The sequence below is a fragment of the Nisaea sp. genome, from assembly GCF_040217065.1.
Taxonomy (GTDB): Bacteria; Pseudomonadota; Alphaproteobacteria; order Thalassobaculales; family Thalassobaculaceae; genus Nisaea.
Genome location: NZ_JAVJNX010000009.1, coordinates 132,815 through 159,612, shown reverse-complemented (window position 1 = coordinate 159,612; position 26,798 = coordinate 132,815). Strand labels below are relative to the sequence as shown.

26 protein-coding genes are annotated in these 26,798 nt (G+C 62.1%); 22 read left to right on the top strand and 4 right to left on the bottom strand.

All coding sequences use genetic code 11. The annotated features are described in order from the left end of the window. Positions 1-4: 4 nt before the first annotated feature. Positions 5-394, bottom strand: a complete 390-nt coding sequence (erpA, locus tag RH950_RS13035) for an iron-sulfur cluster insertion protein ErpA (protein WP_350057412.1) — start codon at positions 392-394, stop codon at positions 5-7. 169 nt (positions 395-563) lie between these two features. Between erpA and RH950_RS13030 the strand changes: the two genes are divergently transcribed. The 15 genes from RH950_RS13030 to RH950_RS12960 all read left to right on the top strand — a co-directional run bounded on the left by RH950_RS13030 (position 564) and on the right by RH950_RS12960 (position 14,623). After that, positions 564-1,772 carry a deoxyguanosinetriphosphate triphosphohydrolase gene (locus tag RH950_RS13030; RefSeq protein ID WP_350057410.1) on the top strand — a complete coding sequence of 403 codons (1,209 nt, stop codon included), beginning with the start codon at positions 564-566 and terminating at the stop codon, positions 1,770-1,772. Further along, positions 1,773-3,530, top strand: coding sequence for an arginine--tRNA ligase (gene argS / locus RH950_RS13025; protein WP_350057408.1), 1,758 nt, complete (start codon positions 1,773-1,775; stop codon positions 3,528-3,530). Beyond that, positions 3,527-4,426, top strand: coding sequence for an SPOR domain-containing protein (locus RH950_RS13020; protein WP_350057406.1), 900 nt, complete (start codon positions 3,527-3,529; stop codon positions 4,424-4,426). The genes argS and RH950_RS13020 overlap by 4 nt, the downstream gene beginning before the upstream one ends. Before the next feature lie 13 nt (positions 4,427-4,439). Further along, positions 4,440-5,468, top strand: a complete 1,029-nt coding sequence (gene nagZ, locus RH950_RS13015) for a beta-N-acetylhexosaminidase (protein ID WP_350057404.1) — start codon at positions 4,440-4,442, stop codon at positions 5,466-5,468. Next, on the top strand, positions 5,468-6,175 hold the full coding sequence (locus tag RH950_RS13010) for a site-2 protease family protein (protein WP_350057402.1): 708 nt from the start codon (positions 5,468-5,470) through the stop codon (positions 6,173-6,175). The genes nagZ and RH950_RS13010 overlap by 1 nt, the downstream gene beginning before the upstream one ends. An 8-nt stretch (positions 6,176-6,183) precedes the next feature. Further along, positions 6,184-6,978: a segregation and condensation protein A gene (locus RH950_RS13005; RefSeq protein WP_350057400.1), complete on the top strand. Its 795-nt coding sequence runs from the start codon at positions 6,184-6,186 to the stop codon at positions 6,976-6,978. Next, entirely contained in the window at positions 6,975-7,634 is a 660-nt protein-coding gene (gene scpB / locus RH950_RS13000; RefSeq protein ID WP_350057398.1) for an SMC-Scp complex subunit ScpB, read from the top strand. Before RH950_RS13005 ends, scpB begins: the two co-directional genes overlap by 4 nt. Before the next feature lie 165 nt (positions 7,635-7,799). Then, positions 7,800-8,873 carry an ABC transporter ATP-binding protein gene (locus RH950_RS12995; RefSeq protein WP_350057396.1) on the top strand — a complete coding sequence of 358 codons (1,074 nt, stop codon included), beginning with the start codon at positions 7,800-7,802 and terminating at the stop codon, positions 8,871-8,873. Positions 8,874-8,989: 116 nt separating this feature from the next. Continuing rightward, positions 8,990-9,229, top strand: a complete 240-nt coding sequence (gene tatA, locus RH950_RS12990) for a twin-arginine translocase TatA/TatE family subunit (protein ID WP_350057394.1) — start codon at positions 8,990-8,992, stop codon at positions 9,227-9,229. A gap of 86 nt (positions 9,230-9,315) precedes the next feature. Continuing rightward, a complete protein-coding gene (gene tatB / locus RH950_RS12985) occupies positions 9,316-9,774 on the top strand; it encodes a Sec-independent protein translocase protein TatB (protein ID WP_350057392.1) in 459 nt (152 codons plus the stop codon). Between the two features lie 3 nt (positions 9,775-9,777). After that, positions 9,778-10,599: a twin-arginine translocase subunit TatC gene (gene tatC / locus RH950_RS12980; RefSeq protein ID WP_350057390.1), complete on the top strand. Its 822-nt coding sequence runs from the start codon at positions 9,778-9,780 to the stop codon at positions 10,597-10,599. Between the two features lie 102 nt (positions 10,600-10,701). Beyond that, entirely contained in the window at positions 10,702-11,991 is a 1,290-nt protein-coding gene (serS, locus tag RH950_RS12975; protein WP_350057388.1) for a serine--tRNA ligase, read from the top strand. Positions 11,992-12,005: 14 nt separating this feature from the next. Further along, positions 12,006-12,812 (top strand): 5'/3'-nucleotidase SurE, encoded by an 807-nt coding sequence (gene surE / locus RH950_RS12970; protein WP_350057386.1) that lies wholly within the window; start codon positions 12,006-12,008, stop codon positions 12,810-12,812. Next, complete coding sequence (locus RH950_RS12965; protein WP_350057384.1) at positions 12,809-13,453, top strand: protein-L-isoaspartate(D-aspartate) O-methyltransferase; 645 nt, start codon at positions 12,809-12,811, stop codon at positions 13,451-13,453. Before surE ends, RH950_RS12965 begins: the two co-directional genes overlap by 4 nt. 87 nt (positions 13,454-13,540) lie before the next feature. Further along, positions 13,541-14,623, top strand: coding sequence for a peptidoglycan DD-metalloendopeptidase family protein (locus tag RH950_RS12960; RefSeq protein WP_350057382.1), 1,083 nt, complete (start codon positions 13,541-13,543; stop codon positions 14,621-14,623). Positions 14,624-14,635: 12 nt separating this feature from the next. Here the strand turns inward: RH950_RS12960 and RH950_RS12955 are convergent, their stop codons facing one another. Further along, positions 14,636-15,493 (bottom strand): ATP-binding protein, encoded by an 858-nt coding sequence (locus tag RH950_RS12955; RefSeq protein ID WP_350057380.1) that lies wholly within the window; start codon positions 15,491-15,493, stop codon positions 14,636-14,638. Between the two features lie 290 nt (positions 15,494-15,783). On the opposite strand from RH950_RS12955, the gene yajC reads away from it, so the two are divergent. From yajC to RH950_RS12925, 6 genes are all read left to right on the top strand, one after another. Beyond that, the gene (gene yajC, locus RH950_RS12950) at positions 15,784-16,143 is read left to right on the top strand and encodes a preprotein translocase subunit YajC (RefSeq protein WP_350057378.1); all 360 of its coding nucleotides are present in this window, start codon (positions 15,784-15,786) and stop codon (positions 16,141-16,143) included. 70 nt (positions 16,144-16,213) lie between these two features. Beyond that, entirely contained in the window at positions 16,214-17,785 is a 1,572-nt protein-coding gene (gene secD, locus RH950_RS12945; RefSeq protein ID WP_350057376.1) for a protein translocase subunit SecD, read from the top strand. A gap of 12 nt (positions 17,786-17,797) precedes the next feature. Next, complete coding sequence (gene secF, locus RH950_RS12940) at positions 17,798-18,766, top strand: protein translocase subunit SecF (RefSeq protein WP_350057374.1); 969 nt, start codon at positions 17,798-17,800, stop codon at positions 18,764-18,766. Between the two features lie 4 nt (positions 18,767-18,770). Beyond that, positions 18,771-19,148, top strand: a complete 378-nt coding sequence (locus RH950_RS12935; RefSeq protein ID WP_350057372.1) for an Mth938-like domain-containing protein — start codon at positions 18,771-18,773, stop codon at positions 19,146-19,148. Continuing rightward, on the top strand, positions 19,141-20,091 hold the full coding sequence (locus tag RH950_RS12930; RefSeq protein ID WP_350057370.1) for a phytoene/squalene synthase family protein: 951 nt from the start codon (positions 19,141-19,143) through the stop codon (positions 20,089-20,091). The genes RH950_RS12935 and RH950_RS12930 overlap by 8 nt, the downstream gene beginning before the upstream one ends. After that, a complete protein-coding gene (locus RH950_RS12925) occupies positions 20,088-20,933 on the top strand; it encodes a phytoene/squalene synthase family protein (RefSeq protein WP_350057368.1) in 846 nt (281 codons plus the stop codon). The genes RH950_RS12930 and RH950_RS12925 overlap by 4 nt, the downstream gene beginning before the upstream one ends. Position 20,934: 1 nt before the next feature. Here the strand turns inward: RH950_RS12925 and trmFO are convergent, their stop codons facing one another. Continuing rightward, positions 20,935-22,320, bottom strand: coding sequence for a methylenetetrahydrofolate--tRNA-(uracil(54)-C(5))-methyltransferase (FADH(2)-oxidizing) TrmFO (gene trmFO / locus RH950_RS12920; RefSeq protein ID WP_350057366.1), 1,386 nt, complete (start codon positions 22,318-22,320; stop codon positions 20,935-20,937). 143 nt (positions 22,321-22,463) lie between these two features. On the opposite strand from trmFO, the gene RH950_RS12915 reads away from it, so the two are divergent. After that, positions 22,464-23,723 (top strand): hypothetical protein, encoded by a 1,260-nt coding sequence (locus RH950_RS12915; RefSeq protein ID WP_350057364.1) that lies wholly within the window; start codon positions 22,464-22,466, stop codon positions 23,721-23,723. 40 nt (positions 23,724-23,763) lie between these two features. Here RH950_RS12915 and uvrA read toward each other — a convergent pair whose 3' ends face one another. Then, entirely contained in the window at positions 23,764-26,628 is a 2,865-nt protein-coding gene (uvrA, locus tag RH950_RS12910) for an excinuclease ABC subunit UvrA (protein WP_350057362.1), read from the bottom strand. Positions 26,629-26,798: the final 170 nt, after the last annotated feature.

Here is a 26,798-nt window from a genome sequence, read left to right as displayed (position 1 = left end):
GCTGTCAGAGGGAGAAGGAGGTGCCGCAACCGCAGGAAGACGAGGCGTTCGGATTCGTGACCTGGAAATAGGCGCCGAGCAATTCCTCGACATAATCCAGCACCCCGCCATCCAGCAGGTCGAGGGACGTGTCGTCCACCACCACTTTCGCGCCATGGCTCTCGAACACATGGTCGTCGTCTTTCATGGTGTCGTCGAAACCGAAATCGTACTGGAAGCCCGAGCAGCCGCCGCCTTCGACACCAACGCGCATGAACTTGCCGGCGCTGTCCTCCTCCATGGCGAGCAAGACCTTGACCCGCCGGGCCGCGCTTTCGCTCAGCCCGAAGCTTCGCCCACCGGTTCCCGGCGGGACGGCCGGTCCACTGTCTCCATGGTTTTCAGCGAGGCTCATAGCCGCTCCGATCAACGCGTTCGAATTCTGACCGTGATCATTATACGGTCCTGCATGGAAAAGTAATGCGTCTGCCCCTGAATTCAACTGTTTTCCGGCTCGCGGCATTGCGCGAAGGGGCGCCCGAGAGTAGGTTCCGCCCAGTTCGAATCGCTCTTGGCCCCTGTAAATGCCCGAGTCCCAAAACTGGACGTTCAAACAGCAGTTCGCGCCCTATGCGGCCGACTTCAGGAACAGCCGCGGCCGGCTGTTCCCGGAGCCGGAAGCGCGCGAGCGCACGCCGTTCCAGCGCGACCGGGACAGGGTCCTGCATTCGGGCGCTTTCCGGCGCCTGGAATACAAGACCCAGGTCTTCGTCTATCACGAGGGCGATTATTACCGCACCCGGCTGACACACAGTCTCGAAGTTGCCCAGATCACCCGCTCGATCTGCCGGTCCCTCGGCCTGAACGAGGATCTGGCGGAAGCACTGGCCCTGGCGCACGACCTTGGCCACACCCCGTTCGGCCATGCCGGAGAGGATGCGCTGGATGCCGTGATGGCGCCCTATGGCGGCTTCGACCACAATGTGCAAACGGTGCGGGTCCTGACCCTGCTTGAACAGCGCTACGCGGCGTTCGACGGGCTCAATCCCACATGGGAGACGCTGGAAGGCATCATCAAGCACAATGGTCCGGTGACTGGCGGTGCCGCTCCCGGCGAGGTCCCCCCGATCATTACCGAACTGGACTCGCAACTGTCATTGCAGTTAGAGAGTTTTGCCAGTGCAGAAGCCCAGATCGCCGCGCTTTCCGACGATATCGCCTATCACGCACACGACATCGACGACGCGCTGCATGCGGATCTTTTCGAAATCGAAATAATGCTGGATGTGCCTCTGATCGGCCCGATCGTATCCGAGGTGCTGGAGAGTTATGGAAAACTCTCTCGCGCCAAGCTGGTGCAGGAGATCGTCCGCCGCCTGATCGGGGCCATGGTGGAGGATCTGCTCACTGAAAGCCGGCGCAGACTGGCGGAACACAAGCCGCGCTCGGCCGATGACGTGCGCGGCGCACCGGTGCCGCTGATCTCCTTCTCTGCCGAAATGGAGGAGCAGAACCGGTCATTGAAGGCGTTCCTGTTCCACAACATGTACCGCCATTACAAGGTCAACCGGATGGCCAGCAAAGCCCGCCGGGTTGTCAGGGACATGTTCGAATTGCTGATGGCGGAACCGAATTGCCTTCCGGCGCAATGGCAGCGGACCGGCAACGATCAGCCCGGCCAGATCGACGCCGGTAAACAGGCGCGCCTTGTCGCAGACTATATCGCAGGAATGACCGATCGCTACGCGATGATCGAGCATGCCCGTCTCTTTGATCTTAACGCGAAGACTTAAATGAACGTTTTCAGATACTTTCAAAACAAACTTAATGCGGAAATAGAAGCTCTGTTCGTTGAAGGGGCACTACCCGCCGGCCTGGATATCAGCCGCGCGACCGTCGAGCCTCCCCGCGATCCGAGCCACGGCGACATCGCCTCGAACGCGGCCATGGTGCTGGCAAAACCGGCCAAAATGAAGCCGCGCGACATCGCCGAGCTGCTGATCGCGAAGATGCGCGCCTGGGACGAGGTGAGCGATGCCGAAATCGCCGGACCCGGTTTCATCAATCTGCGGATCGTGGACGGTTTCTGGCGTGCTGCGGTGGCCGACCTGCTGCGGGAGGGAACGGATTTCGGTCAGTCCAATGTCGGCGCCGGCAAGAAGGTCATGGTGGAATACGTCTCCGCCAATCCCACCGGTCCGCTGCATGCAGCCCATGCCCGCGGGGCAGTCGTCGGCGATGCGCTTGCGGCGCTGCTGGCGAAAGCCGGGTTCGCCGTCACGCGTGAATATTACATCAACGATGCCGGTGCCCAGGTCGATGTCCTGGCCCGTACCGCCTATCTGCGGTACCGGGAAGCGCTTGGCGAGGATATCGGCGCCATTCCGGAAGGCTACTATCCGGGAGCCTACCTGATCGAGGTCGGCGAGGCGCTTGCCGCCCGCGACGGCGACAAATGGCTGCAGGCGGACGAGACGATCTGGCTGCCGGAAATCCGCGCCTTCGCGATTGCGCACCAGATGGACGGTATCAAGGCCGATCTCGGACAACTCGGCGTCGATATCGAGGTTTTCAGCTCGGAGAAGGCCCTGGTCGAGGCCGGCGCGGTCGATTCGGTGATGCAGACCCTTGAGGACCGCGACCTGCTCTATACCGGCGTGCTGCAGCCGCCGAAGGGCAAGCAGCCGGACGATTGGGAGCCCCGGCCGCAACGCCTGTTCAAGGCGATGCAGTTCGGTGACGATGTCGACCGGCCGATCCAGAAGTCCGACGGCAGCTGGACCTATTTCGCCAACGATGTCGCCTACCATCTGGACAAGTACAAGCGCGGTTTCACCGAGATGATCGACGTTTGGGGCGCCGACCACGGCGGCTATGTAAAGCGCATGAAAGCCGCCGTGAAAGCGGTCACGGACGGCAAGGGGGTTCTCGACGTCAAGCTCTGCCAGCTCGTGCATCTGATGGATGACGGCAAGCCGGTGAAGATGTCAAAGCGGGCGGGGACGTTCGTGACCATGCGTGATGTCATCGATTCGGTCGGCAAGGACGTGCTGCGCTTCATCATGCTGACCCGGCGCAACGACCAGACGATCGACTTCGATTTCAAGAAGGTCACCGAACAAAGCCGGGAAAACCCTGTTTTCTATGTGCAATATGCCCATGCGCGCTGCCATTCCGTGTTGCGGCACGCCGCCGAAGCACTGGACGGTGCGGATCTTTCCGCCAGCGGGCTGGCACCGGTAGCGCTCGATCGCTTGACCGATCCGGCCGAGCTTGGTCTCATGAAACTGTTGCTGGAATGGCCGCGGACGGTCGAGAGTGCCGCGGAAGCACATGAGCCGCACCGGATCGCCTTCTATCTCGGTGACGTCGCCACCGAATTCCACGGTTTGTGGAACAAGGGCAAGGAAGACACGACTTTGAGGTTTCTGGTCGATGACGATCGCGAGCTGACCATGGCCCGCATGGCTTTGATCCGGGCAACGCAGACGGTCATTGCCTCGGGTCTCTCGGTTATCGGTGTCGAACCTGTGGAGGAGCTGCGCGCATGAGTCTTCATTCGGGAATGCCGGAACGGCCACGGATGATTGAGGAAGGGGACCGCCCGGGCCCGCCGCCACTCATGTCGGAAGAAAAAACCAAGGGCCGGGGACTGACCATCCTTGCCGCCACGCTTGCGGTTGCCGCTTTCGCCGGCATCGTCTGGTACGCCTACGATCAGGGACGCCGCATCGGCAGCGAAACGGCGGCGCCGACGATCAAGGCCGACACCGCGCCGACAAAAGTCCGGCCGGAGTCTCCGGGCGGCATGGAAGTGCCGCATCAGGACAAGCTGGTGCTCGACGATCTCGGCTCCAACCGGAGCGCCCAGAACAGCGAAAGCCGGGTAGAGCGTTTGCTCCCGCCGCCGGAAACGCCCCTGCCGCCGCCGGCGCCCCTGTCGATCCCGAACAATGACGCGGCAGAGACCGCCGAGGCTCCTGCAACAAGTACGGAATCCGCACCGCCTGCAACGCCTTCGGCGACCGTTGCCATACCGCCCGCACGGAAACCCGCGGACGACACGGCAAAGACGCTTGTACCGCCACCACCGCCGGTTCCGGCCGCAGAAACACCGGAACCCGCTCCGGCGCCGGCCCCCGTCGCGGCTGCGGCGCCCAAACAGGCGCCGACGCCCGCACCGGCTGCAAAGGCTGCGGCAGCCGGCGGGTTCAACATCCAGATTGCCGCCCTGCGGAGTGAAGACGCTGCCGCGAAGGAATGGAACCGGGTTAAATCCGCGAACAGCGGTTTGCTTGGTGCCCTTGTCCCGACCTACCAGCGGGTTACCACCTCCAACGGTGTGTTTTTCCGGGTTCAGGGCGGCCCGATGACCGAAGATGCCGCCCGCGATGCCTGTACTGCCCTGAAAGCCAAGGGCCAGGCCTGCCTTGTGGTGAAACGCTAAACGGAACCCGCCAATGCGCGCCCTGATCCTCGGCTGTGCCGGACCGGAACTCAGCCGGGCCGAGCGGCAGTTCTTCATCGATACCGATCCCTTCGGATTTATCCTGTTCCAGCGCAATTGCGAGAGCCCGGAACAGATCCGGATGCTGACCGAGGACTTGCGTGATTGCGTCGGCCGCCACGCTCCGGTGCTGATCGATCAGGAGGGCGGCCGGGTCCAGCGCCTGAAACCGCCGCAATGGCGTGCGGCCCCGCCGGCAGCGCTGTTTGGCACCCTGCACGCCAAGGATCCGGTGCGGGCGGAGCAGGCGGCACGGGTCAATGCCGGGCTGATCGCGGCGGAACTCGCGGCCTGCGGTGTCGATGTGGACTGCCTGCCCCTGCTCGATGTGCGTCAGGACGGGGCGCACGATGTGATCGGCGATCGCGCTTTCGGCTATACGCCTGAAATCGTTGCCCGGCTCGGACGCGCCCAGGCCGAGGGGCTCGCCGCCGGCGGTGTTGCGCCTGTGATGAAACATATCCCCGGGCACGGCCGGGCAGGGGTAGACAGCCACCATGCCCTGCCGCGCGTCGATACCGGGTTGGATCAGCTGATATCTGTCGATTTCGCGCCTTTCAAGACGCTGAAGGACCTGCCGATGGCAATGACGGCCCATGTCGTCTACGAGGCACTGGACCCGGAGCGGGCGGCGACTGTGTCTCCGATCGTGATCGGCGAGGCCATCCGCAAGGAGATCGGTTTCGACGGTTTGCTGATGAGCGACGATATTTCCATGAAAGCGCTCGCGGAGCCACTGGACGTCTCGACGGCACGGGCGCTCGAGGCGGGATGCGACGTCGTCCTGCATTGTAACGGCGACATGACTGAAATGCAGGCGGTCTCCGGCCCGGCCCCGACATTGTCCGGCGAGGCACTCCGTCGCGCGGAAGCCGTTCTTGGCTTCCTCGAGCGCATCCGGCGGGAGTCCCGGCCGGCCGAATTCGGCGAACTTCTCGCATCCTTCGCCGAGCTCACCGGCACAGAACCGGCTCAAGGCTGATGGAAGAGCTGATTTCCAACGTCCTCTTCACCGCCTCGATCTGGGTCCTGCCGGTTCTGATCGCCATTACCTTCCACGAGGCGGCACATGGCTATGTCGCCAATATGCTGGGTGATCCGACAGCCCGCCTGCTGGGCCGGGTGACGCTCAATCCGTTTGCCCATATCGACCGGTTCGGCACGATCATCCTGCCGATGCTGTGCGTGATCTCGGGCTGGGCACTTGCCGGGACTCCGTTCGTCTTCGGTTATGCCAAGCCGGTGCCGGTCTCCATGTCCCGGCTGAACAATCCGCGCCGCGACATGATGCTGGTTGCCGCAGCCGGTCCTGCCATCAATGTGGTGCTGGCGATTTGCGCGGCAGCCCTGCTGCATACCGTCGCCTGGTTTCCGGACTGGTTCGCCGCCTGGTGGCAGGCCACCCTGATCAACGGCATCCTGCTCAATCTCGTGCTGGCAATCTTCAACCTGCTGCCGATACCGCCGCTCGACGGTGGCCGCATCGTTACCGGCCTGCTGCCCTACGATCTGGCGGTTCGCTATGTCCGGCTCGAGCGATACGGTCTCTTCATCGTTGTCGGACTGATGTTCCTGCTGCCTTATATCGGCCGCGAGATCGGTATCGATCTGGATTACGCCATGCGCCTCGTCATGTTCGGCGTGAAAAATCTGCTACACTTCATCCTGATGCTCACGGGACAACTCTGAGGCAGGCAATGAGCGACGGTTTCGAAAGCCCCGTTCCGGATCACCGCCGCAGGCGGGAACCGGTCCAGCTTTCGCTGTTCCTGAATATCGACGGCTTCGAAGGGCCGATCGATGTTCTGCTGCAGCTGGCGCGGGATCAGAAGGTCGACCTCATCCATGTCTCCGTCCTGCAACTGGCTGAACAGTATCTCGGTTTCGTCAACCAGGCGCAGACCCTCAACCTGGAACTTGCCGCCGATTACCTGGTGATGGCCGCCTGGCTGGCCTATCTGAAATCGCGTCTTCTGCTGCCACCCGACGACAAGGAAGAGGACGAGCAGAGCCCGGAGGAAATGGCCGAGGCATTGCGCTTTCAGCTGATGCGCCTGGAGGCCATGCAGCAGGCTGGAGAGGCCCTGATGGCCCGGCCCCAGTTCGGCGCCGACTTCTTCGCCCGGGGGCAGGGGGAGAGCATCTCCGTCCGCAAGCGCCCGATCTATGACGTCACGCTCTATGAATTGCTGCGCGCCTATGCGGACCATCGGGTACGCCACGACCGGCTGGCCCTGCGCATCGAGGCGACCCACCTCTATTCCGTGGAGGATGCGATCCAGCGCCTGAGCAGGGTACTCGGCGCCGTGCCGGAATGGCAGACCCTGTTTTCCTTCCTGCCGAGCGGTCTGCGCAAGGGTTTGCGCCTGCGTTCTGCCGTCGCCTCGACCTTTGTCGCCTCCCTGCAGCTGGTGAAGGACGGAAAGGCCGAGATCAATCAGGCGGGCAGCTTCGCACCGATCTATTTTCGCTCCCGGGAGGGCGATGCGTGAGTTCCGATGCACCCGAAAATACCGGGCCAAGCCGATCCGAACGGATCGTCGAAGCGCTGTTGTTCGCCAGCAAGGATCCTCTTCCGGTCTCTGAAATAGCCGAGCGCCTGACCGACGGCGTTTCCGCCGAGGATGTTCTTCAGAAGTTGCAGGCCCGCTACGCGACCCGTGGCGTCCATCTGGTGCAGATCAAGGACCGCTGGGCCTTCCGCACAGCGCCCGATCTGGGCGACGCCTTGCGGGTGGAGATGGCCGTCCGGCGCAAACTGTCGCGTGCGGCGATTGAAACCCTGTCCATCGTCGCCTACCACGAGCCTGTGACCCGGGCTGATATCGAAGAGATCCGCGGCGTTGCCGTCAGCAAGGGCACCCTGGACGCCTTGCTTGAAGCCGGCTGGATCCAGCCCCGCGGCAGGCGGCAGGTGCCGGGCCGGCCATTGACCTGGGGTACGACGGAAGCGTTTCTCGATCATTTCGGCCTGACCGCGCTCAGCGATCTGCCGGGGCTTGAGGAACTCAAGGCGACAGGCATGCTGGACAAGAGACCGGGGCTGACATCAATCACCATGGGCGATGAGAGTGATTCCGAGCCCGAAAATGAAGATGACGACGATAACGATCAGTTCGATCTCCTTGAAAATGAAGACGGATCGTAAGTCCGTGATCTCTGAAACCTGACATTTTCAGAGAATGTGATCGGTTCAGCGCTTGAGACCTGACCTCCCATCTGATACCTCCCGGACTGTTATGATTTCGCAAATCAATCGCGTTTCGCGATTCGAACGCGAAAAGTCCGTCAGCAATCAGGTCAGGATCTCGGGATGACGTCGGTACTTCGCCTGGAAGGCGTCAGCCATCAGTTCGACGGTGTCCGCGTGGTTGATGACCTGACCCTCGATATTGCCGAGGGCGAGGTCGTGTGCCTGCTGGGACCGTCCGGTTGCGGGAAAACCACGGCGCTGCGAATCGCGGCCGGCCTGGAGCCGCTGCAAACCGGTCGTATCCTGATGGGCGACACCGAAGTTGCAGCACCTGGCCGGCAGGTTCCTCCCGAGCAGCGCGGGATTGGTCTGGTATTCCAGGATTACGCGCTGTTTCCGCATCTGAGTGTGGCCGACAATGTGGCCTTCGGCCTTTCCGCACTCCCAAAGCCGGTTCGCCGGGAAAAGGCGCTTACTGAATTGCGTCGTGTCGGTATGGACAGCGCGGCGGACAAATTTCCGCATGAGTTGTCTGGAGGCCAGCAGCAGCGGGTCGCGCTGGCACGGGCGCTGGCGCCAAATCCGCGGATTATTCTGTTGGACGAACCCTATTCGGGACTGGACACCGCGCTCCGTGCCCAGGTGCGCGACGATGTCTTGCACCTGCTGAAGGAAAGCGGCGCAGCAACATTGATGGTCACGCATGATCCCGAGGAAGCCATGTTCATGGCAGACCGGATTGCCGTGATGCGCGATGGCAGGATTGTGCAGGAAGGCTCTCCGCACAGTCTCTATTGCTACCCGAATTCCGCGTTCGTCGCTGGTTTCTTCGGAGAAGTGAATGCCTTTACCGGACCGGTCAGCGGCGGTCAGGTCGAAACGCCGATCGGCCCGGTCGCGGCGGGATCCATACCCGATGGCGCAAGGGCAACGATGGTCATAAGGCCGGAAGGACTGCGCGTGACCACATTGCAGGCCGACCAAAGCGACTATACAGCGCTGGTCATGCAATCACGCCTTCTCGGACGCAGCAGCCTGATCCATCTTCACGTTGAATCCGGCGAGACCGGAAGCACGAAAGAATGGCATTTCCACTCCCGCATGCCCGGCATATTCTTGCCGGAGGCCGGCACGCGGCTGCGGATAGAATTCGACCGCGGGCAAATCTTCGTGTTTCCCGCGCAGGAAGGCTAATTTCGTTGGCCTCAAAGCCCTGCCGGACATTGCAGTGGGCCTATGATCATGCCTATATACGGCAAAAGTCCCGATGCGGGACCTAAACGAATCTAGACAGACGGGAGCGTTCGCTCATGGGTTTCGGTAGTATTTGGCATTGGCTTGTTGTCCTGCTGGTTGTCGTCGTGCTTTTCGGCGGAAGCGGAAAGATTTCCTCGCTGATGGGGGACTTCGGCAAGGGCCTGCGCAACTTCAAGAAAAGCATCAAGGAAGAGGATGCGGATCAGGCTTCCGAGGGCGAATCCTCGAAGAGCCTCAATTCCGAGCAGTCCGCTGCTGCACAGCCGAAGGCTGACGAAGCCCAAAAGAGCTGACGGACCCCACCTTGTTGCCCGGCTCTTGCCGGAAACGGACCACGAACGGGCCTGCTGGTTCCGTGACGTGATGATGGTATGCGCTGATGTTTGATCTCGGCTGGCAGGAATTTATGCTGATCGCATTTGTCGCGGTGGTCGTTGTGGGCCCCCGTGACCTGCCGCGCGTCGTGCGTTCGGTCAGCACCTATTTGCGAAAGGCGCGCTCCATTGCCCGCGATTTCCAGGGCAGTCTGGAAGAAGTCGCCCGCGAGGCCGAACTCGACGATCTCCGCAAGGAAGCGAAGAGCATTTCCGGCGGCGACTTCGAGAAGCGCGTGAAAGACTGGGTCGACCCGAAGGGAGAGACCAAGAAGGAGATGGAGCGGATCGCCGGGCAGGCTCGTGACGTCGCATCCTCGCGTCCGGTCGAACCGGCGGCAGCCGAGACCAAAACCGAGACCCCGGCCGAGACCAAAACCCCGGACACGCCCCCGCCGGCAGAAGCGGAACCAGTAAAACCAGACGATAAAGGCGCGCAGAAAAGCGCCGCGGCGGGACAATAACCCATGACTGAGGATGTTGAAGAAAAGCGGATGCCGCTGCTGGACCATCTGGTCGAACTGCGCAGCCGACTGATTTACTCGTTCGCCGCTTTCATTGTTTCTTTCTTCGTCTGTTACGCCGTCTCCGAGCAGATCTTTGCGTTCCTGGTCGCTCCGCTTGCCAGCCTGACCGAGGGCGAGGCCGGCCGGCGGATGATCTATACGGCGCTGCACGAGGCATTCTTCACTTACCTGAAGGTCGCCTTCTTCGCCGCGGCATGTCTGGCCTTTCCGATCATCTCGATCCAGCTCTGGCGCTTTATCGCGCCCGGTCTCTACAAGGATGAGAAGACCGCTTTCCTGCCGTTCCTGCTCGCCACGCCCGTGCTGTTCACGATCGGCGCGGCCATGGTCTATTACCTGGTCATTCCACTGGCGTGGCAGTTCTTCCTCGGTTTTGAACATCCGGGTACCGACGGCTCCCTGCCGCTGGTCCTGGAACCGAAGGTCGACCAGTATCTGTCACTGGTGATGCGCCTGATCTTTGCCTTCGGTGTCTGTTTCGAGCTGCCCGTGCTGATCATTCTGCTCGCCAAGGTCGGCATCGTGACGTCGGACGGTCTCGCCAAGAAGCGGAAATACGCGATTCTGATCGCCTTCGTCGTTGCGGCGATTTTGACGCCGCCGGACGTGATCTCCCAGGTCCTGCTCGCCATTCCGGTCGCGATTCTCTATGAAATCTCGATCATCGGTGCCCGCATCATCGAGAAAAAGCGCCGCGAGCAAGCCGGTGATGACGATGACGACACGGATGAAGACGAGCGTTCGTCTAGCACCGCCACCTGACCAAGCGGCGCCCCGGCTGTAGGCCGGGGCCTGCCGCTGGACCCGTCCGGTGGCACTGCCTATAAGATCAAATCGGAATTCCGAACAGAATGGACGTGTGAGATGCACGATATCAGATGGATTCGCGAGGACGGAGCCGCCTTCGACAAGGCCATGGCGCGCCGCGGGTTTGCCCCGCAGGCGCACACCATCCTCGACATGGACAAGCAGTGGCGGGACACGACGACGGAGCTGCAGAGCCTGCAGCAACGCCGTAACGAAGCCTCCAAGGAAATCGGCAAGGTGAAATCCCAGGGCGGCGATGCCGATGCCCTGATGAAGGAAGTCGCCGACATCAAGGACCGGATGCAGAGCCTTGAGGAAGAGGGGCGTGCCCTTTCCGAAAAGCTGGACGCGGTTCTGTCCGGCCTGCCGAACGTGCTGGACGAGGATGTGCCGGACGGACCGGACGAGAGCGCGAACGTATTGCTGCGTAGCGTTGGCGGTGCTCCCGAGACGAACGCAGCCGCCCCGGATCACGTCGCGATCGGTGAAAAGCTCGGGATGATGGATTTCGAGACAGCCGCGAAGCTCTCGGGCGCCCGGTTCTCACTGCTGCGCGGTCAGCTCGCCCGTCTTGAGCGCGCGCTGGCGAGCTACATGCTGGATATCCACACGGACGAGTTCGGTTATACGGAAATTTCGCCGCCCTACATGGTGCGGGATACCGCATTGTACGGCACCGGCCAGCTCCCCAAATTCGGCGAGGACCTGTTCCGGACCACCGGCGATCACTGGCTGATCCCGACAGCGGAAGTGCCGTTGACCAATATCGCCGCCGGTGAAATCCTGGCGGAAGAGGAGCTGCCGCTGCGGTTCACGGCCTATACACCCTGTTTCCGGTCGGAAGCAGGCTCGGCCGGCCGGGATACACGGGGCATGATCCGTTTGCACCAGTTCAGCAAGGTCGAGCTTGTCTCCGTCACCCATCCCGACAAGTCGATGGAGGAGCATGAGCGCATGACCGGCTGCGCCGAGGAAATGCTGAAGCGCCTCGGGCTTTCCTACCGGGTTGTCACGCTCTGTTCCGGGGATACCGGGTTCGGCGCCCGCAAGACCTACGATATCGAGGTCTGGCTGCCGGGGCAGGACGACGGCAAGGGCATGTACCGGGAAATCTCCAGCTGCTCCAACTGCGGTGATTTCCAGGCCCGCCGCATGAAGGCGCGCTATCGCATCGACGGCGGCAAGCAGACCGGCTTCGTGCACACCCTGAACGGCTCCGCCCTGGCGGTCGGCCGGACATTGATCGCCGTGCTGGAGAATTACGCGGAAGCGGATGGTTCTGTTAGCATTCCCGAGGTGCTGCGGCCCTACATGGGCGGGCTTGAGAAGATTTCGGCAGAGGGCTGACAGGAGACCGCCGCATGACCTGGCCGCTCGATGCCGGCAACGCCCGCATCCTGATCACGAATGATGACGGCTTTTACGCACCGGGACTGCAGGTCCTGGTGCGGATCGCCCGCGCGCTTTCGGAAGATGTCTGGGTCGCGGCGCCGGAGAGCGAGCAGAGCGGGGCCGGGCATTCCCTGACCCTCCGGCGCCCCCTGCAGGCCCGGGAACACCAACCCAACTGGTTCTCTGTGAACGGCACGCCGACAGATTGCGTGCTGCTCGCGGTGAACGAGCTGATGAGAGGAAAGCAGCCGGACATCGTTTTGTCCGGCGTGAACCGGAATGGAAACCTGGCCGATGACCTGACCTATTCCGGCACGGTTTCCGCCGCCATGGAAGCGACGATACTCGGCGTGCCGGCCGTTGCCTTCAGCCAGGAACTGATCGACGGTCAGCCGGCCGACTGGACCCCGGCGGAGACTTTCGGGCCGAATTTGCTGCGCCGGATTATGCATGAAGGGTTCCCGGATAACACATTGCTAAACGTGAACTTTCCTCCGGTACCAGCCGATCAGGTGAAGGGCATACAAGTCACCACCCAGGGCCGCCGCAAGAGCGGCGACGATATTCTGGAAGTGACGGACCCCCGCGGGGCGCGGCACTACTGGATCGGGCATATGCAGAGCATGAAGCCCTATGCGGAGGGGACCGACCTGGCCGCCGTTGATGCCGGCTACATCTCCGTCACGCCGATCAAGATGAACATGACCGATCACGAAACCCTGGCGGCGCTTCAGGGCGCTTTCGAGCTGGACAGTCAATCGACTGAGACGCGATGACTCTTGAGGAAAACAAGATACGTCTGATCATGGAGCTGCGACGCGAAGGCATCGCCGACAGCAATGTTCTGGGCGCCATCGAGCGGGTTCCGCGGGAAATCTTCATTCCGGCGCCGATCAAGAGTTTCGCGTATGACAACAGGGCGCTTCCGATCGGCGCCGGGCAGACCATCAGCCAGCCCTATATCGTCGCCTTCATGACCCAGGCCCTGAACATCAATGACCGCTGCAAGGTTCTGGAGATCGGCACCGGTTCCGGCTACCAGACCGCGATCCTCGCCCGCCTGGCGCGCCGGATCTACACGGTGGAGCGCCATCCCAGCCTCGCGGATGAAGCGAAAGAACGGTTCAAGGCGCTGGATCTTCACAAGGTGGTCACGCGTGTCGGCGACGGCAGCAAGGGCTGGCCCGAACAGGCGCCGTTCGACCGGATCATTGTCACGGCAGCATCCGAAGATGTGCCGGAAACATTGCTGGACCAGCTCGGCGAGGGCGGCATCATGGTCGTCCCGATCGGCCCGCAGGACGGCACCCAGCATATTCATCGCTTTACCCGGACAGCGGACGGCATCGAGGACGAATGTCTTCTGCCGGTGCGATTCGTGCCGCTGGTCGAGAGCGAGGTGCGTGACAGCGCCTGATTATGCTGGCGATCAGTGGCTCCTGGTGCGGGCCTGCGGGAGCCGCTTGAGAAGCCGGATGGCAATACCTAAACTCGCGACATGGCAATGATGGCACCACGATTCCGGGCCCTGCTGGCCTTTTCCATACTGGCCGCCCTGCTGACCGCCTGCAGTGCGGGCGGGCCGCGTCTTGCCTATAGCCCGTCGGAACAGCGCTCGGCGCATCTCGCCATTCCGCCGGGCGGGCGGATCAGTGCCGGGCCGCGGGACACCGTCTACGAGATTTCCCGGCGTTATGGCGTGCCGGTCCGGGACATCATCCTGGCGAACCAATTGCAGCCGCCCTACAAGCTGGCTGTCGGACAGGATCTGCGCCTGCCGGCACCGAGCACCTATCTGGTCCGACCGGGTGACACCGTCTTCTCGATCTCGCGGCGCTTCAATGTCGATATGCGCACGGTCGTGCAGATGAATGATATAGCGGCGCCCTATCAGATCCGGGTCGGGCAGGGGCTGCGGCTGCCGTCCCGGGAAACTGCAAAAGACCCTTCTGTGGCCTCGAACAGCGCACCCCGGCTCCCGGCCGGCCCCGGCAGCAGGGGGAACACCACCCGGACAGCGCTGCTCTCTCCCGGAACGGTCGCCTTGCCCGAGCTGAATCCGCGAAACCCGGCGACCCAGGCACGGCAACCGACAGTGCGCCAGGCTGCAGCACCCCAGCCGCAATCCGCCCCAGCGCCCACGGCACCGACACCGAAGGCCAAGACCGGCCTCGAGGTGGCCAAGATCCGGCCGCCGCAACGTGCCGGCGCGAAATTCCGCTGGCCCGTCCGGGGACGTGTTATCGCGAATTTCGGCCCGCGCAAGGGCGGCTTGCACAATGACGGCATCAATATCGCCGCGCCGCGCGGCGCGCCGGTGGCCGCGGCCGACAATGGCGTGGTTGCCTATGCCGGGGACGGGTTGCCCGGATTCGGCAAGCTGCTGCTGCTGAAACATGCGGGCGGCTGGATTACGGCCTATGCCCATAGCGACAAGCTGCTGGTGACACGCGGCGACGTCGTCCGCCGGGGCCAGACCATCGCGACAGTCGGCTCAAGCGGCAGCGTGGATCAGCCGCAGCTGCATTTCGAGGTGCGCAAGGAAAAGCGGGCGGTCAATCCGCGCCAGTATCTTGATCAATCCTGAAAAGCCGGCCCGTCAGACCAGCTTCTTGCCGAGATCGCCGGCCAGATCCTGAATGAACTGCCAGGCGACGCGCCCGGAACGGGCGCCGCGGGTGACCTGCCATTCCTTGGCCTTGGCCTGCAGTTCCTCCGAGCTGATCGGCAGGTCATAAGCCGAGGCATAGCCCTCGATCATCGACAGGAACGTGTCCTGGTCGCAGGAATGAAAACCGAGCCAGAGACCGAACCGGTCCGACAGGGAAACCTTTTCCTCAACAGCTTCGCCCGGATTGATCGCCGTCGACCGCTCATTGTCGATCATGTCCCGGGCCATCAGGTGGCGGCGGTTCGAGGTGGCATAGAACAAAACATTGTCGGGCCGGCCTTCGACGCCGCCTTCCAGGACCGCTTTCAGTGACTTGTAGGAATTGTCGGCGAAGTCGAAAGACAGATCGTCACAGAACACGATCAGACGCCGGTCGGTATCCCGGGCCAGATTGAGCAGGCGCGGCAGCGTTTCCAGGTCTTCACGGTGGATTTCGACAAGGGCCAGGATACCATCCCACTTCGCGTTGACCTCGGCATGCACAGCCTTGACCAGCGAGCTCTTGCCCATGCCGCGCGAGCCCCAGAGCAGCGCGTTGTTCGCCGGCAGTCCCCGGGCAAACCGGTCCGTATTCTCGCGCAATTGGTCAAGCTGCGGTCCAACTCCCTTCAGCAGGGAAATATCGACGCGGTTGATCCGCCTTACCGGGTCGACCTGTCCGGCCTGTGCGTTCCAGACAAAGCCCTCTGCATCGCCAAGATCGGCAGCCTTTGCCGGCGGCGGTGCAATCCGCTCAAGGGCATCTGCAATACGGGCAAGAATCTCAAGCTCACGGGCATCGGACATATCACTGGACCTTGGACAGAAGAGTTATCGTGCGTGTTGCGCCAGCCGGTGAACCGGAGCGGCGGGAAAGTATCACACGCCGCATGTCCGTCAATTCCCGGGCCCGTCTTTTCCACGGGCTTTCCACCCATTGAATTTACCCGCCGTACCGGTATAGTCCGCCGTTCCGAGTTTTCGGCGCATTCCAGCGGAAATGGCTGGCGGTGACGCCGGGGAACGACTATTTGAGCGAAACGGGTGCTGCAACGGTCAGTGGCCGCTCTTGTTTTGAGCCTGATTAGGAGAACTTGATGTTCATTTCAACGGCCTATGCCCAATCTGCCGGCGGCCTCGGCGGCGGCATGGATCTGGTCCAGTTTCTGCCGCTGGTCCTGATTTTCGTCGTCTTCTACTTCCTGCTGATCCGCCCGCAGCAAAAGCGGGTGAAAGAGCACAAGGAAATGCTCTCGAAGGTGCGCCGGAATGACGTTGTGGTCACGAATGGCGGCATTATCGGCACGGTTTCCAAGGTCATCGACGATAAAGATGAGCTGCTTGTGGAAATCGCCGAGGGTGTGAAGGTCCGTGTTGCCCGCGGCATGCTCAACGACGTGCGTGCCAAGACCGAACCCGCTCCGGCGGCGCCGGCGGCTTCGACCGAGAAGAAATAGGGTCTTAGCGGCGCCCACGGGGGCGCCGCAGACATATCCGATGGCCCCTTTCGGCTAGAGGCAGACAAAGATGCTCCAGTTCCAGCCTTGGAAAATCGCCCTCGTGGCGCTGATTTGTGCCTTCGGCGTGCTCTACGCACTGCCGAACGCAATCCAGCGCGACCTGACTCAGGATCTCCCGTCGTGGCTTCCCGGGAAGAAGATCAATCTCGGCCTTGACCTGCAGGGCGGCTCGCATCTTCTGCTTGAAGTCGATGTCGATGTGGTCGTCGCGGAGCGTCTCGAGGCCATCGTGGACCAGACCCGGCGCAATCTCCGCCAGGACCGGATCGGCTATCGCGGCCTCGGCGTCGCCAAAGATGCGGTCCATTTCACCGTCCGCGACCCGGAAGAACTCGACAAGGCCCGGAATGCCGTTCGGCGGATCGACCCGGAGACGGAGACCGAGACCGGCGCGGGTAACACCATCCGGATCACGCTGACGGAAGTCGCCATGCGCGACCTCAAGGCCCGGGCCATAGAACAGTCGATCGAAATCGTCCGCCGACGGATTGACGAGACCGGCGTGCGCGAGCCGACCATCCAGCGCCAGGGCGATGACCGGATCCTGCTGCAATTACCGGGCGTCGATGATCCGGAACGGATCAAGGCCCTGCTGGGACAGACGGCGAAACTGACCTTCCGCATGGTCGATGCGACTGCGTCGGTGCAGGAAGCGATGCAGGGACGGGTACCGCCCGGCTCGCAGCTGCTTCCGGCCGCAACGGACAGGCCAGGTGCTCCAACAAGTTACGTCGTCAAGCGGCGGGTGATGGTGAGCGGCGAGAATCTCGTCGATGCCCAGCCCAGCTTCCAGGACGGACAGCCGGTCGTCAGCTTCCGCTTCGACACGGTCGGCGGCCGCCGGTTTGGCAAGGCGACGACGGAAAATGTCGGCCGCCCCTTCGCCATCGTGCTCGACGGCAAGGTGATCAGCGCGCCGGTCATCCAGACCGCCATTCTGGGTGGCTCTGGCATCATTTCCGGCAGCTTCACGGTACAGGAAGTCCAGGATCTCTCCCTGCTGCTGCGTGCCGGTGCCCTGCCGGCGCCGCTGCAGGTTCTTGAAGAACGCACGGTCGGCCCCGGCCTCGGTGCCGATTCCATTGCTGCCGGCAAATTCGCCAGTGTCATCGGTCTGCTGTTGGTCATCGGTTTCATGATCGTGGCCTACGGCTTCTTCGGCCTTCTGGCGAACCTGGCGCTGTTCTTCAACATGGCGCTCATCATCGCGGTGCTCTCTAGCCTGCAGGCGACCCTGACCCTGCCGGGCATCGCCGGCATCGTGCTGACCATCGGCATGGCGGTCGACGCCAACGTCCTGATCTTCGAGCGCATCCGCGAGGAAATCCGGAACGGCAAGACGCCCATGGCGTCGATCGAGGCCGGTTACCAGCGTGCCTTCAGAACCATCGTCGACGCCAACCTGACGACGCTGTTCGCCGCCCTGTTCCTGTACTTCCTTGGCTCGGGACCGGTGAAGGGGTTCGCCGTCACGCTTGGCATCGGAATCCTGACCTCGCTCTTTACGGCAACAGTGGTCACCCGTCTTTTCATCGTGCTCTGGATGCGGCGTAGCCGGCCGAGCGAACTGCCGATTTGAGGGAATAGACAGATGTTCAGACCACTCCGCATCGTTCCCCACGGAACCAAGGTTCCCTTCGTCGCGAACCGGCACAAGGCCTTCGCCTTTTCGGTTTTCCTGATGCTCCTCAGTCTTGGCGCTCTGGTCGTCAACGGGCTGAATTTCGGTATCGATTTCCGCGGCGGCATCCTTATGGAAATCAAGACCCCCGAACCGGCCGACATCGAGTCGCTGCGGACCCAGCTCGGAAGCCTTGATCTCGGCGATGTCAGTATTCAGGAATTCGGCAAAGTCGATGACGTTCTGATTCGCATTCAGCGTCAGGACGGCACCGAGGCGGAACAGCTCAATGCCGTCGAGAGGGTGAAGGAGACGCTGGGAGAGGGGGTTGAATACCGCCGGACCGAGTTTGTCGGCCCGACCGTCGGCGAAGAGCTGAAGGAAGCCGGGCTGATCGCGGTGATCTGCGCACTCACGGCAATCATGATCTACATCTGGTTCCGCTTTGAGTGGCAGTTCGGTGTCTGCGCCCTGATCGCGCTCAGCCATGACGTATTGTCGACCCTCGGCCTCTTTGCCCTGAACGGGCATGAATTCAACCTTCCGACGGTCGCCGCAATCCTGACCATCGCCGGATACTCGATCAACGACACCGTGGTCGTGTTTGACCGCGTGCGGGAAAACTTCCGCAAATACAAGAAGATGACCTTCGCGGACCTGTTCAATCTGTCGATCAACGAGACCCTGTCGCGGACCACCATGACCTCGGTCACCACTATGCTTGCGCTGCTGGCGATCTACTTCTTCGGGGGAGCGGTGCTGGCGGACTTCGCGCTGGCGATGATCTGGGGCGTTGTTATCGGAACCTATTCGTCAATCTTCATCGCCGTTCCGTTGCTGCTCTATCTGCAGCCGCGCCGGGGCGAGGACGAGGATCACGACTCGCCGGTGCAGATGCCGGAATACGAGCGGCAGGGAGCTGCCGACAAGAAGGACTGATCCAATGGATGTCACGCCCCTGATCCCGGAAGGCCGGCAACTCATAGAGGCCTATGGTGACGGGGCGTTCCGGATCACCGGCGTGCGATATGTCGGCGCCGTTCTTGTCTTTCCAGAAGAGACCAGACTCTGGGACCTTGCGGGCATCGAAAGCCTGACACCGGACGCGCTGTCATCCGTCACAGACAGGGAATTCGTGCCGGAGATCCTGCTGCTCGGCACCGGAGCCCGCACGGAATTCATCCTGCCGTCGCTGCGGGCAGCGATCCGGGAAAAGGGACCGGTGATCGACATCATGGATACCGGCGCCGCCTGCCGCACCTACAACGTCTTGCTGGCTGAAGGGCGACGGGTCGCCGCCGCATTGTTTCCCGTTGACTGATCTTTCAGGCACCGACCTGACCCGGGCCGATGACTTCGCCTTTTGCCGCGACATAGCCGGCCGGGCCAATGCAAACCTGCTTCATGCTGCGCGTCTGCTGTCACCGCCGCGGCAATCCTTCTTTTTCGCCACCTACGCCGCCATGCGGCTGATCGACGATACGGTCGATGACGATTTTCTCCGCCGCCAGGCTTCACAACGAGAGGCCACGCGGAGCGCCATGCTGGCCGAGATCGAAGGCTGGCAGGCGCAGGCACTCGGCATATCGGAAGAAGGCCCGCTGCCGTCGCAGGTCGTCCGCGCCCTGCAGGCAACCGCGCACCGCTCCAATCTCAGCGACGGACCCTGGACCGGTCTTGCGGGCGCCATGCGGCGCGATGTCGACGAGCAGCCGATGCCGGACTGGAGTGATTTCCTTGCCTACGCAGAAGGCGCGACCGTCGCTCCGGCAACGATCTTCATCTACCTTCTTGGCGCAGAACCGGCCGAAAGCGGCTTTTTCTGGAGCTTGCCGCATCCACCGGAACATTATGCCCGAGACCTTGGCATTTTCTGCTATCTCGTCCATATCCTGCGGGACTTCGCGAAGGATGCCGCCCGGTCGGAGCGGCTGATAACCGTGCCCGACGCCTTGATCCAGCAGGCAGGGTTACAAAAGAGCGAACTCCCCCTCGCTGTCGGGGCCCGCGATCCCCGCGTCGGCACACTGGCAGAGGATCTCCGTCAGCGGGCCGCCGGCCATCTCGAAGCCGGGCGCCGGGCGCTGCAGGACCTGAAGCCGCTCATTGGCCGGCGAGAACAATTCGCGCTTTCCGGGTTGATAGGCATCTACGAATCCCTGTTCAACCGGTTCTCTGCTGACTATTTCTCCAGTATGGCCGACGCACCGGCCCTGGAGCAGCAGCTCCGCAAGGACCTTCTATCCTCTCATCCGTCATCATGATTGCACGGGCTCCAACACTCTCTGCACCTGCCGCGCTGGTCCGACGGTACGATCCGGATCGCTTCCGGTTCGCGCTTTTTGCCCCGGCGCGGCATCGGGAAGCTGTTTTCACGCTGTTCGCCTTCAATCACGAGGTGGCAAAGACCCGGGACAGCGTGAGCGAGACAATGATCGGCGCGATTCGGCTGCAATGGTGGCGCGACAGCATCGACGGGATCTATGCCGGAACACCACGGCAGCACGAAGTGATCGGTCCGCTGGCAGCGTGCATTGCGGCCTACGATCTCCCCCGGGCGCCATTCGACGACCTGATCAACGCCAGGGAGCGGGATCTCGAGGATCGTCCGATGGAGGACCTGGCGGAAACGGAGCGTTATCTCCGGGCCACGACGGCGCCGCTGGTGACATTGCTCTCGGCAATCGTCGATCCCGACGGGAGAACCGACCGCGCGGCGCTTGCCGATATCGCCGCCGGACATGCTCTGATCGGAAGATTGCGCGCCGCCGCCTTCGATGAATCGGTCCGTCGGCCGTTCCTGCCGCGCTCCGTTCTCACAGAACATGGCGCGGAGACCCGCAGTTTCGCGGAACTGAAAGCCGATGCCGGAGCACGGAAAGCGATCAAAGCCCTGGCGGAACATGCACAGATTCTGGTCCGGCAGGGATTGCACATACCGAAACGCGCCGGCCTGGCACCGCTGCTGCTGCCGGCACGCCAGGCACGCGCCCGGATCAGGCAGCTGGCCGCGCTCGACCACGATCCTTTCAGCCCGGAGTTTGCTGCCCACGACCCGCTGGATGTCTGGCGTTTCTGGCTGGCCCGGTTAACCCGGCGCTATTGAGCTACTCCGCCGCCGCGGCCTTGTTTCCCGTCAGCCATTGGTCGATATCGCGCAGGGCCCGTCCGGCCATGGCGGCCTTGCGGTCACGGCCCTTCAGCTTGCGCTTCTTGCCGTTCGGCGTGATTTCCGGATCGATCGGCGGGAACAGCCCGAAATTCACATTCATCGGCTGGAAGGTCTCGGCATCGGCATCCCCCGTGATGTGGGAGAGCAAGGCGCCGAGAGCCGTGGTCCGCGGCGGCAGTGACAGGGCCTGCTGCAGCCGTTCGGCTGCGGCAAAGCGGCCGGCCAGCATGCCGATGGCCGCGCTTTCGATATATCCTTCCACGCCGGTGATCTGTCCGGCGAAACGCAGGCGCGGCATGGCCTTCATGCGCAGGGTACCGTCAAGCAGAGCCGGCGAATTGATGAAGGTGTTGCGATGAATGCCGCCGAGACGCGCGAACTCGGCTTGTTCCAGGCCGGGGATGCTGCGGAAGACCTCGACCTGCGCGCCGTAACGCATTTTCGTCTGGAACCCGACCATGTTGTAGAGCGTGCCCAGCGCATTGTCCTGGCGTAGCTGAACCACCGCATGCGCCCTGGTTCCGGTCCGCGGATCGGTCAGGCCGACCGGTTTCATCGGCCCGAAACGCAACGTTTCGGAGCCACGTTCCGCCATCACCTCGATCGGCATGCAACCCTCGAAATAGGGCGTGTCCTTCTCCCAGTCGCGGAATTCCATTTTCTCCGCATCGAGCAGGGCCTGGATAAAGGCTTCGTACTGGGCCTCGTCCATCGGGCAGTTGATATAATCCTTGCCGTCGCCGCCGGGGCCGACCTTGTCATAGCGGGACTGGAACCAGGCCTTGTCGAAATCGATGCTTTCCTTGTGCACGATCGGCGCGATTGCATCAAAGAAGGCGAGGGAGTCCTGCCCGGTCAGCTTCGCCACGGCTTCGGAAAGCGCCGGCGAAGTCAGCGGACCGGTGGCTACAATGACGGAATCCCAGTCTTCGGGAGGCAGACCGTCAATCTCGCCGCGTTCGACGGTGATCTTCGGGTGCCCGGTCAGGGCCTCTTGGACAGCAGCCGAAAAATGATCCCGGTCGACTGCAAGGGCGGATCCGGCCGGAACCTTGTGGGTATCAGCCGCTGTCATGATCACCGACCCGACCCGGCGCATTTCCTCGTGCAGCACGCCGACGGCGTTGCCTTCCGCATCGTCCGAGCGGAAGGAATTCGAGCAGACGAGTTCGGCCAGGCCGTCCGTCTGGTGCGCTTCGGTCGACCGATCCGGCCGCATCTCGTGCAGCACGACAGGGATCCCGGCCTCGGCCAGCTGCCAGGCCGATTCGGACCCGGCAAGGCCGCCGCCAATGACATGAACCGGACGTATGGTCTCCATGGAACTTCCAATTTCTCGCTGCGGATCGCAATCGGCAGAGAGATAGACCTTAATAGGAGCGACATCAACGCGGCACCGTGGAAAGCTATCCGCGTTAACCCTGTTTTTATTAGTTTTCGGCATCATATTGCCGGAATGGCGCAATGCCCTGGTTAACAGCCTCCAACCGGTCAAGTGAGCAGATGAGCGATACGGGTTATTTCGAGAGCTTCGACCGGCAGAAACTGGATCCGACGGACAAGGACGGTTTCAAGTCCGCCATGGTCGATTTCTGCCGGACAAACACGATGGCGGCCGATGCCCTCTTGGCGGGCAATGTCGAAATGCTTGGCCTTGAGAATCTCAAGGAAAAATTCGGCCCTAACTGGACCAAGGTCCGGGGCAAGGTCCATCTGCTGACCGAGACGATCATCAAGAAGATCATCACGCCGAACGATGTTTATGTACTCGCCAACGCCGAGCAGTTCATCGTGCTGTTCGGACGATGCGATAAGGCAACCGCGAACATGAAGGCCCGGCAGATCGCCAAGGAGGTCAACAGGCGCCTGCATGGCAGCGGCACGGATAGCGGTTTCGACGGTGTCACCGTCAAGTCCATGGTTTTCGAGATCCCCCGCGACGAGCCGGAAAAGCTGACCGACGTCAAGGCGCTGGCCCAGACCGTGGAGGAAACCCGGCAGCAGAAACAGGCCGAGGAAACCGAGGCCTTCGAGCAGGCCCGGGAGTCGATCAAGTTGGTCTACTGGCCGATCACCAATATCCGCAAGCGCCTGGTTTCCATGTATCGCGCAGAACTGTCCATTCCAGACGGTATGATGCCCGAGGTGGGAAGTGAAACCGGCGCGCTGGAGTGCGCGATGGATATTGCCGTGATCCAGCTGGCCAGCATGATGCTGAAAGAGGCCCCGAAGGCGCGGCCCTTCCTGATGTTGCCGCTGCATATGGACTCGTTGATCAACAAGCAGTTCCGGGAATCTCTGCTTGTCGAACTGAAGAATTTGCCGGACTGGGCGGAGCGCCGGCTGGTGCTCTATATCCAGGGCATAGACGATGATGCGCCTCAGACGGTCCTGCACAACAATTTCGCCTATATATCGCCATTCTGCGCCGGATTCGTCGGCGGGTTCTCCCGGAAATTCAAGAGAGCCGGGCAATTGCAGGGTGCGGGTCTGATCGGCACTGGGTGCAGCGCCAGCGACGCGACAGGAATCACGCCCAGCCTGGTCGAGGAAATGAGCAATTTCGTCGTGAACAATCATGACGGCCGGAACCGGACATTCCTGTTCGATGCTCCCGATCTCGACACGGCAACAACCGCCCGCAAGGTCCATTACGACTATGTGGACGGACGCGGCGTTGCCCCGCCGCTCGGCGCGTTCGGGCCGGTCTTCAAGATCGCCTGAGACCGCCCCAGCGCTTGCCTCCGGCTTACCAACAGCGAAGTCAGGCTGTCTTTTTCGCCCCCGCGGCCGCCAGATAGGGGGCCAGATACTTGCCGGTATAACTGCCGGCAGTTCCGGCTACTGTCTCGGGGGTGCCTTCGGCAATGATCCTGCCGCCGCCGGACCCGCCCTCGGGCCCGAGATCGATGATCCAGTCAGCGGTCTTGATGACCTCGAGATTGTGCTCGATCACAATCACCGTATTGCCCTGGTCAACGAGGGTATGCAGCACTTCCAACAGTTTGCGGATATCCTCGAAATGCAGACCGGTGGTCGGCTCGTCCAGGATATAGACTGTCTGACCGGTCGCCCGACGGGACAGCTCCTTTGACAATTTCACCCGTTGGGCTTCGCCGCCGGAAAGGGTCGTCGCCGCCTGACCGATCTGGACATATCCAAGCCCGACCTGTTCCAGGGTCACCAGCTTGTCGCGGATCGATGGCACCGCCTTGAAGAACTCCACACCTTCCTCGACCGTAAGGGCAAGCACATCGGCGATGGATTTTTCCTTGTAGGAGATCTCCAGGGTTTCCCGGTTGTAGCGCTTGCCCTTGCAGATATCGCACTGGACATAGACGTCCGGCAGGAAGTGCATCTCTATCTTGATCACGCCATCGCCCTGGCAGGCCTCGCACCGCCCCCCCTTCACGTTGAAGGAAAAGCGGCCAGGCTTGTAGCCCCGGGTCTTGGCTTCCGGCAGACCGGCGAACCAGTCCCGGATCGGCGTGAAGGCACCGGTATAGGTCGCCGGGTTCGAGCGCGGCGTACGGCCGATCGGCGACTGGTCGATATCCACGACCTTGTCGATGAACTCCAGCCCGTGAATTGAGTCATATGGTCCCGGATGTTCGCGCGCGCCATGCAGTTTCTTGGCAATCGCCTTCCACAGGGTCTCGATGATCAGCGAGGATTTGCCGCCGCCCGAAACCCCCGTGACGCAGGTCATTGTACCGAGCGGAATGGAGACCGTAACGTCGTCCAGATTGTTCGCTGTAGCGCCGGTCAGCCGGATATGGCGGCCCTTCTTCGGCTTCCGCCGCAGCGCCGGGATCGGTACCTGACGGATGCCGGTCAGGTACTGGCCGGTCAGGCTTTGCGGCGCCCGCATGACCTCTTCCGGCGTCCCGGCCGCGACCACGGTACCGCCATGCACCCCGGCGCCCGGCCCCATATCGACCACATAGTCGGCGGAACGAATTGCATCCTCGTCATGCTCGACCACAAGCACGGTATTGCCGAGATCCCGCAGCCGGACGAGGGTGGTGAGCAGCCTGTCATTGTCCCGCTGGTGCAGGCCGATGGATGGTTCGTCCAGGACGTAGAGCACGCCGGTCAGGCCAGAGCCGATCTGCGAGGCGAGCCGAATGCGCTGACTTTCCCCGCCGGAGAGTGTCCCGGAAGCCCGCGACATGGTGAGATAATCGAGCCCGACATTGTTCAGGAAACCGAGCCGCTCGCTGATTTCCTTCAGGATGCGTTCGGCAATCTCCGCCTGCTGGCCAGTCAGGCTGTCGCTCAAGCCCGCAAACCACTTCACCGCCTCGGAAATCGACAGCTCCGTCAGCTCGCTGATATTGCGCCCTTCGATCTTCACCGCCAGCGCTTCCGGCTTCAGGCGCTGGCCGAGGCAGACCTCACAGGGCGCAACGGACTGGTATCTGGAGAGCTCGTCACGGCTCCAGGCCGAATCGGTTTCCCGGAAACGTCGCTCCATGTTCGGGATCAGCCCCTCGAACGGCTTGTTCGTCTGGTAGCTGCGCAGCCCGTCATCGAAGGTCATCACCACCCGCTCGGAGCCGGTCCCGTAGAGCAGGGCTTGCCGCGCTTCCTCCGGCAGGTCCTCGAAAGCGGTATCGAGCGAGACATCGAGGTGTTTCGCCAGACTGGCCAGGGATTGCGCGTAATATTTAGAGGTCGATCCTGCCCATGGCGCCAGCGCGCCCTTGCGCAACGTCCTGCTGCCGTCCGGCACGACCAGATCGGGGTCGAAATACATGCTGTTGCCGAGACCGTCGCAGGCCGGGCAGGCGCCGAAGGGGTTATTGAAGGAAAACAGCCGCGGCTCGATCTCGTCGATGGTGAATCCGGAAACCGGGCAGGCGAATTTGGCGGAGAAGGTTTTCCGCTCGCCGCTGGTCGCATCCTCGGCGATCAGCAAACCATCGGAGAGTGAGAGCGCCGTCTCCACGGAATCGGCAAGCCGGGTGGCAATGCCTTCACGGACGACAAGCCTGTCGACCACGACTTCGATATTATGTTTCAGCTTCTTGTTCAGCGCCGGAACCTCATCGATTTCGTAAAGTTCGCCGTCAACCTTGAGGCGCTGGAAGCCCTGCTTGCGCAGGTCCGCCATCTCCTTGCGGTACTCGCCCTTTCGGCCGCGCACGATCGGCGCCAGCAGGTAGAGTCGGGTGCCTTCCTCCATGTCGAGGATCAGGTCGACCATCTGGCTGACGGTCTGGCTCTCGATCGGCAACCCGGTGGCCGGCGAGTAGGGAATCCCGATTCGGGCATACAGCAGGCGCAGATAGTCATAGATCTCGGTCACCGTGCCGACGGTCGAGCGCGGGTTCCGCGAGGTTGTCTTCTGTTCGATGGAGATCGCCGGCGAGAGTCCCTCGATGAGATCGACATCCGGTTTCTGCATCAGCTCGAGAAACTGCCGCGCATAGGCCGAAAGGCTCTCGACATAGCGGCGCTGCCCCTCGGCATAGATCGTGTCGAAGGCCAGCGAGGATTTCCCGGAACCGCTCAGGCCGGTCAATACCGTCAGGCTGTTCCGCGGGATGGAGACATCGACGCTTTTCAGGTTGTGCTCCCGGGCACCCTGGACGCGGATATCTTTTGGTTCGGAAGAAGCTGACATGTGGCGGAATCCGAATTGAGGAACGAAACAGAAACATTTATAAGGCGAGTGATCATACATGGCCACCTGCATTTTGCAGGTGCAGCAGAACCTGACGGAAGCCGGGTGTAACCGATCCTGACTGGATTAGCCGCCACGGATATGGGACAGTCCGGCAATCAAATTCGCAG

Bases quoted from the DNA above. Each gene is read 5' to 3' on its own strand.
- erpA (WP_350057412.1), bottom strand. From the start codon at position 394: ATGAGCCTCGCTGAAAACCATGGAGACAGTGGACCGGCCGTCCCGCCG.
- RH950_RS13030 (WP_350057410.1), top strand. From the start codon at position 564: ATGCCCGAGTCCCAAAACTGGACGTTCAAACAGCAGTTCGCGCCCTAT.
- argS (WP_350057408.1), top strand. From the start codon at position 1,773: ATGAACGTTTTCAGATACTTTCAAAACAAACTTAATGCGGAAATAGAA.
- RH950_RS13020 (WP_350057406.1), top strand. From the start codon at position 3,527: ATGAGTCTTCATTCGGGAATGCCGGAACGGCCACGGATGATTGAGGAA.
- nagZ (WP_350057404.1), top strand. From the start codon at position 4,440: ATGCGCGCCCTGATCCTCGGCTGTGCCGGACCGGAACTCAGCCGGGCC.
- RH950_RS13010 (WP_350057402.1), top strand. From the start codon at position 5,468: ATGGAAGAGCTGATTTCCAACGTCCTCTTCACCGCCTCGATCTGGGTC.
- RH950_RS13005 (WP_350057400.1), top strand. From the start codon at position 6,184: ATGAGCGACGGTTTCGAAAGCCCCGTTCCGGATCACCGCCGCAGGCGG.
- RH950_RS12995 (WP_350057396.1), top strand. From the start codon at position 7,800: ATGACGTCGGTACTTCGCCTGGAAGGCGTCAGCCATCAGTTCGACGGT.
- tatA (WP_350057394.1), top strand. From the start codon at position 8,990: ATGGGTTTCGGTAGTATTTGGCATTGGCTTGTTGTCCTGCTGGTTGTC.
- tatB (WP_350057392.1), top strand. From the start codon at position 9,316: ATGTTTGATCTCGGCTGGCAGGAATTTATGCTGATCGCATTTGTCGCG.
- tatC (WP_350057390.1), top strand. From the start codon at position 9,778: ATGACTGAGGATGTTGAAGAAAAGCGGATGCCGCTGCTGGACCATCTG.
- serS (WP_350057388.1), top strand. From the start codon at position 10,702: ATGCACGATATCAGATGGATTCGCGAGGACGGAGCCGCCTTCGACAAG.
- surE (WP_350057386.1), top strand. From the start codon at position 12,006: ATGACCTGGCCGCTCGATGCCGGCAACGCCCGCATCCTGATCACGAAT.
- RH950_RS12965 (WP_350057384.1), top strand. From the start codon at position 12,809: ATGACTCTTGAGGAAAACAAGATACGTCTGATCATGGAGCTGCGACGC.
- RH950_RS12960 (WP_350057382.1), top strand. From the start codon at position 13,541: ATGATGGCACCACGATTCCGGGCCCTGCTGGCCTTTTCCATACTGGCC.
- RH950_RS12955 (WP_350057380.1), bottom strand. From the start codon at position 15,493: ATGTCCGATGCCCGTGAGCTTGAGATTCTTGCCCGTATTGCAGATGCC.
- yajC (WP_350057378.1), top strand. From the start codon at position 15,784: ATGTTCATTTCAACGGCCTATGCCCAATCTGCCGGCGGCCTCGGCGGC.
- secD (WP_350057376.1), top strand. From the start codon at position 16,214: ATGCTCCAGTTCCAGCCTTGGAAAATCGCCCTCGTGGCGCTGATTTGT.
- secF (WP_350057374.1), top strand. From the start codon at position 17,798: ATGTTCAGACCACTCCGCATCGTTCCCCACGGAACCAAGGTTCCCTTC.
- RH950_RS12935 (WP_350057372.1), top strand. From the start codon at position 18,771: ATGGATGTCACGCCCCTGATCCCGGAAGGCCGGCAACTCATAGAGGCC.
- RH950_RS12925 (WP_350057368.1), top strand. From the start codon at position 20,088: ATGATTGCACGGGCTCCAACACTCTCTGCACCTGCCGCGCTGGTCCGA.
- trmFO (WP_350057366.1), bottom strand. From the start codon at position 22,320: ATGGAGACCATACGTCCGGTTCATGTCATTGGCGGCGGCCTTGCCGGG.
- RH950_RS12915 (WP_350057364.1), top strand. From the start codon at position 22,464: ATGCCCTGGTTAACAGCCTCCAACCGGTCAAGTGAGCAGATGAGCGAT.
- uvrA (WP_350057362.1), bottom strand. From the start codon at position 26,628: ATGTCAGCTTCTTCCGAACCAAAAGATATCCGCGTCCAGGGTGCCCGG.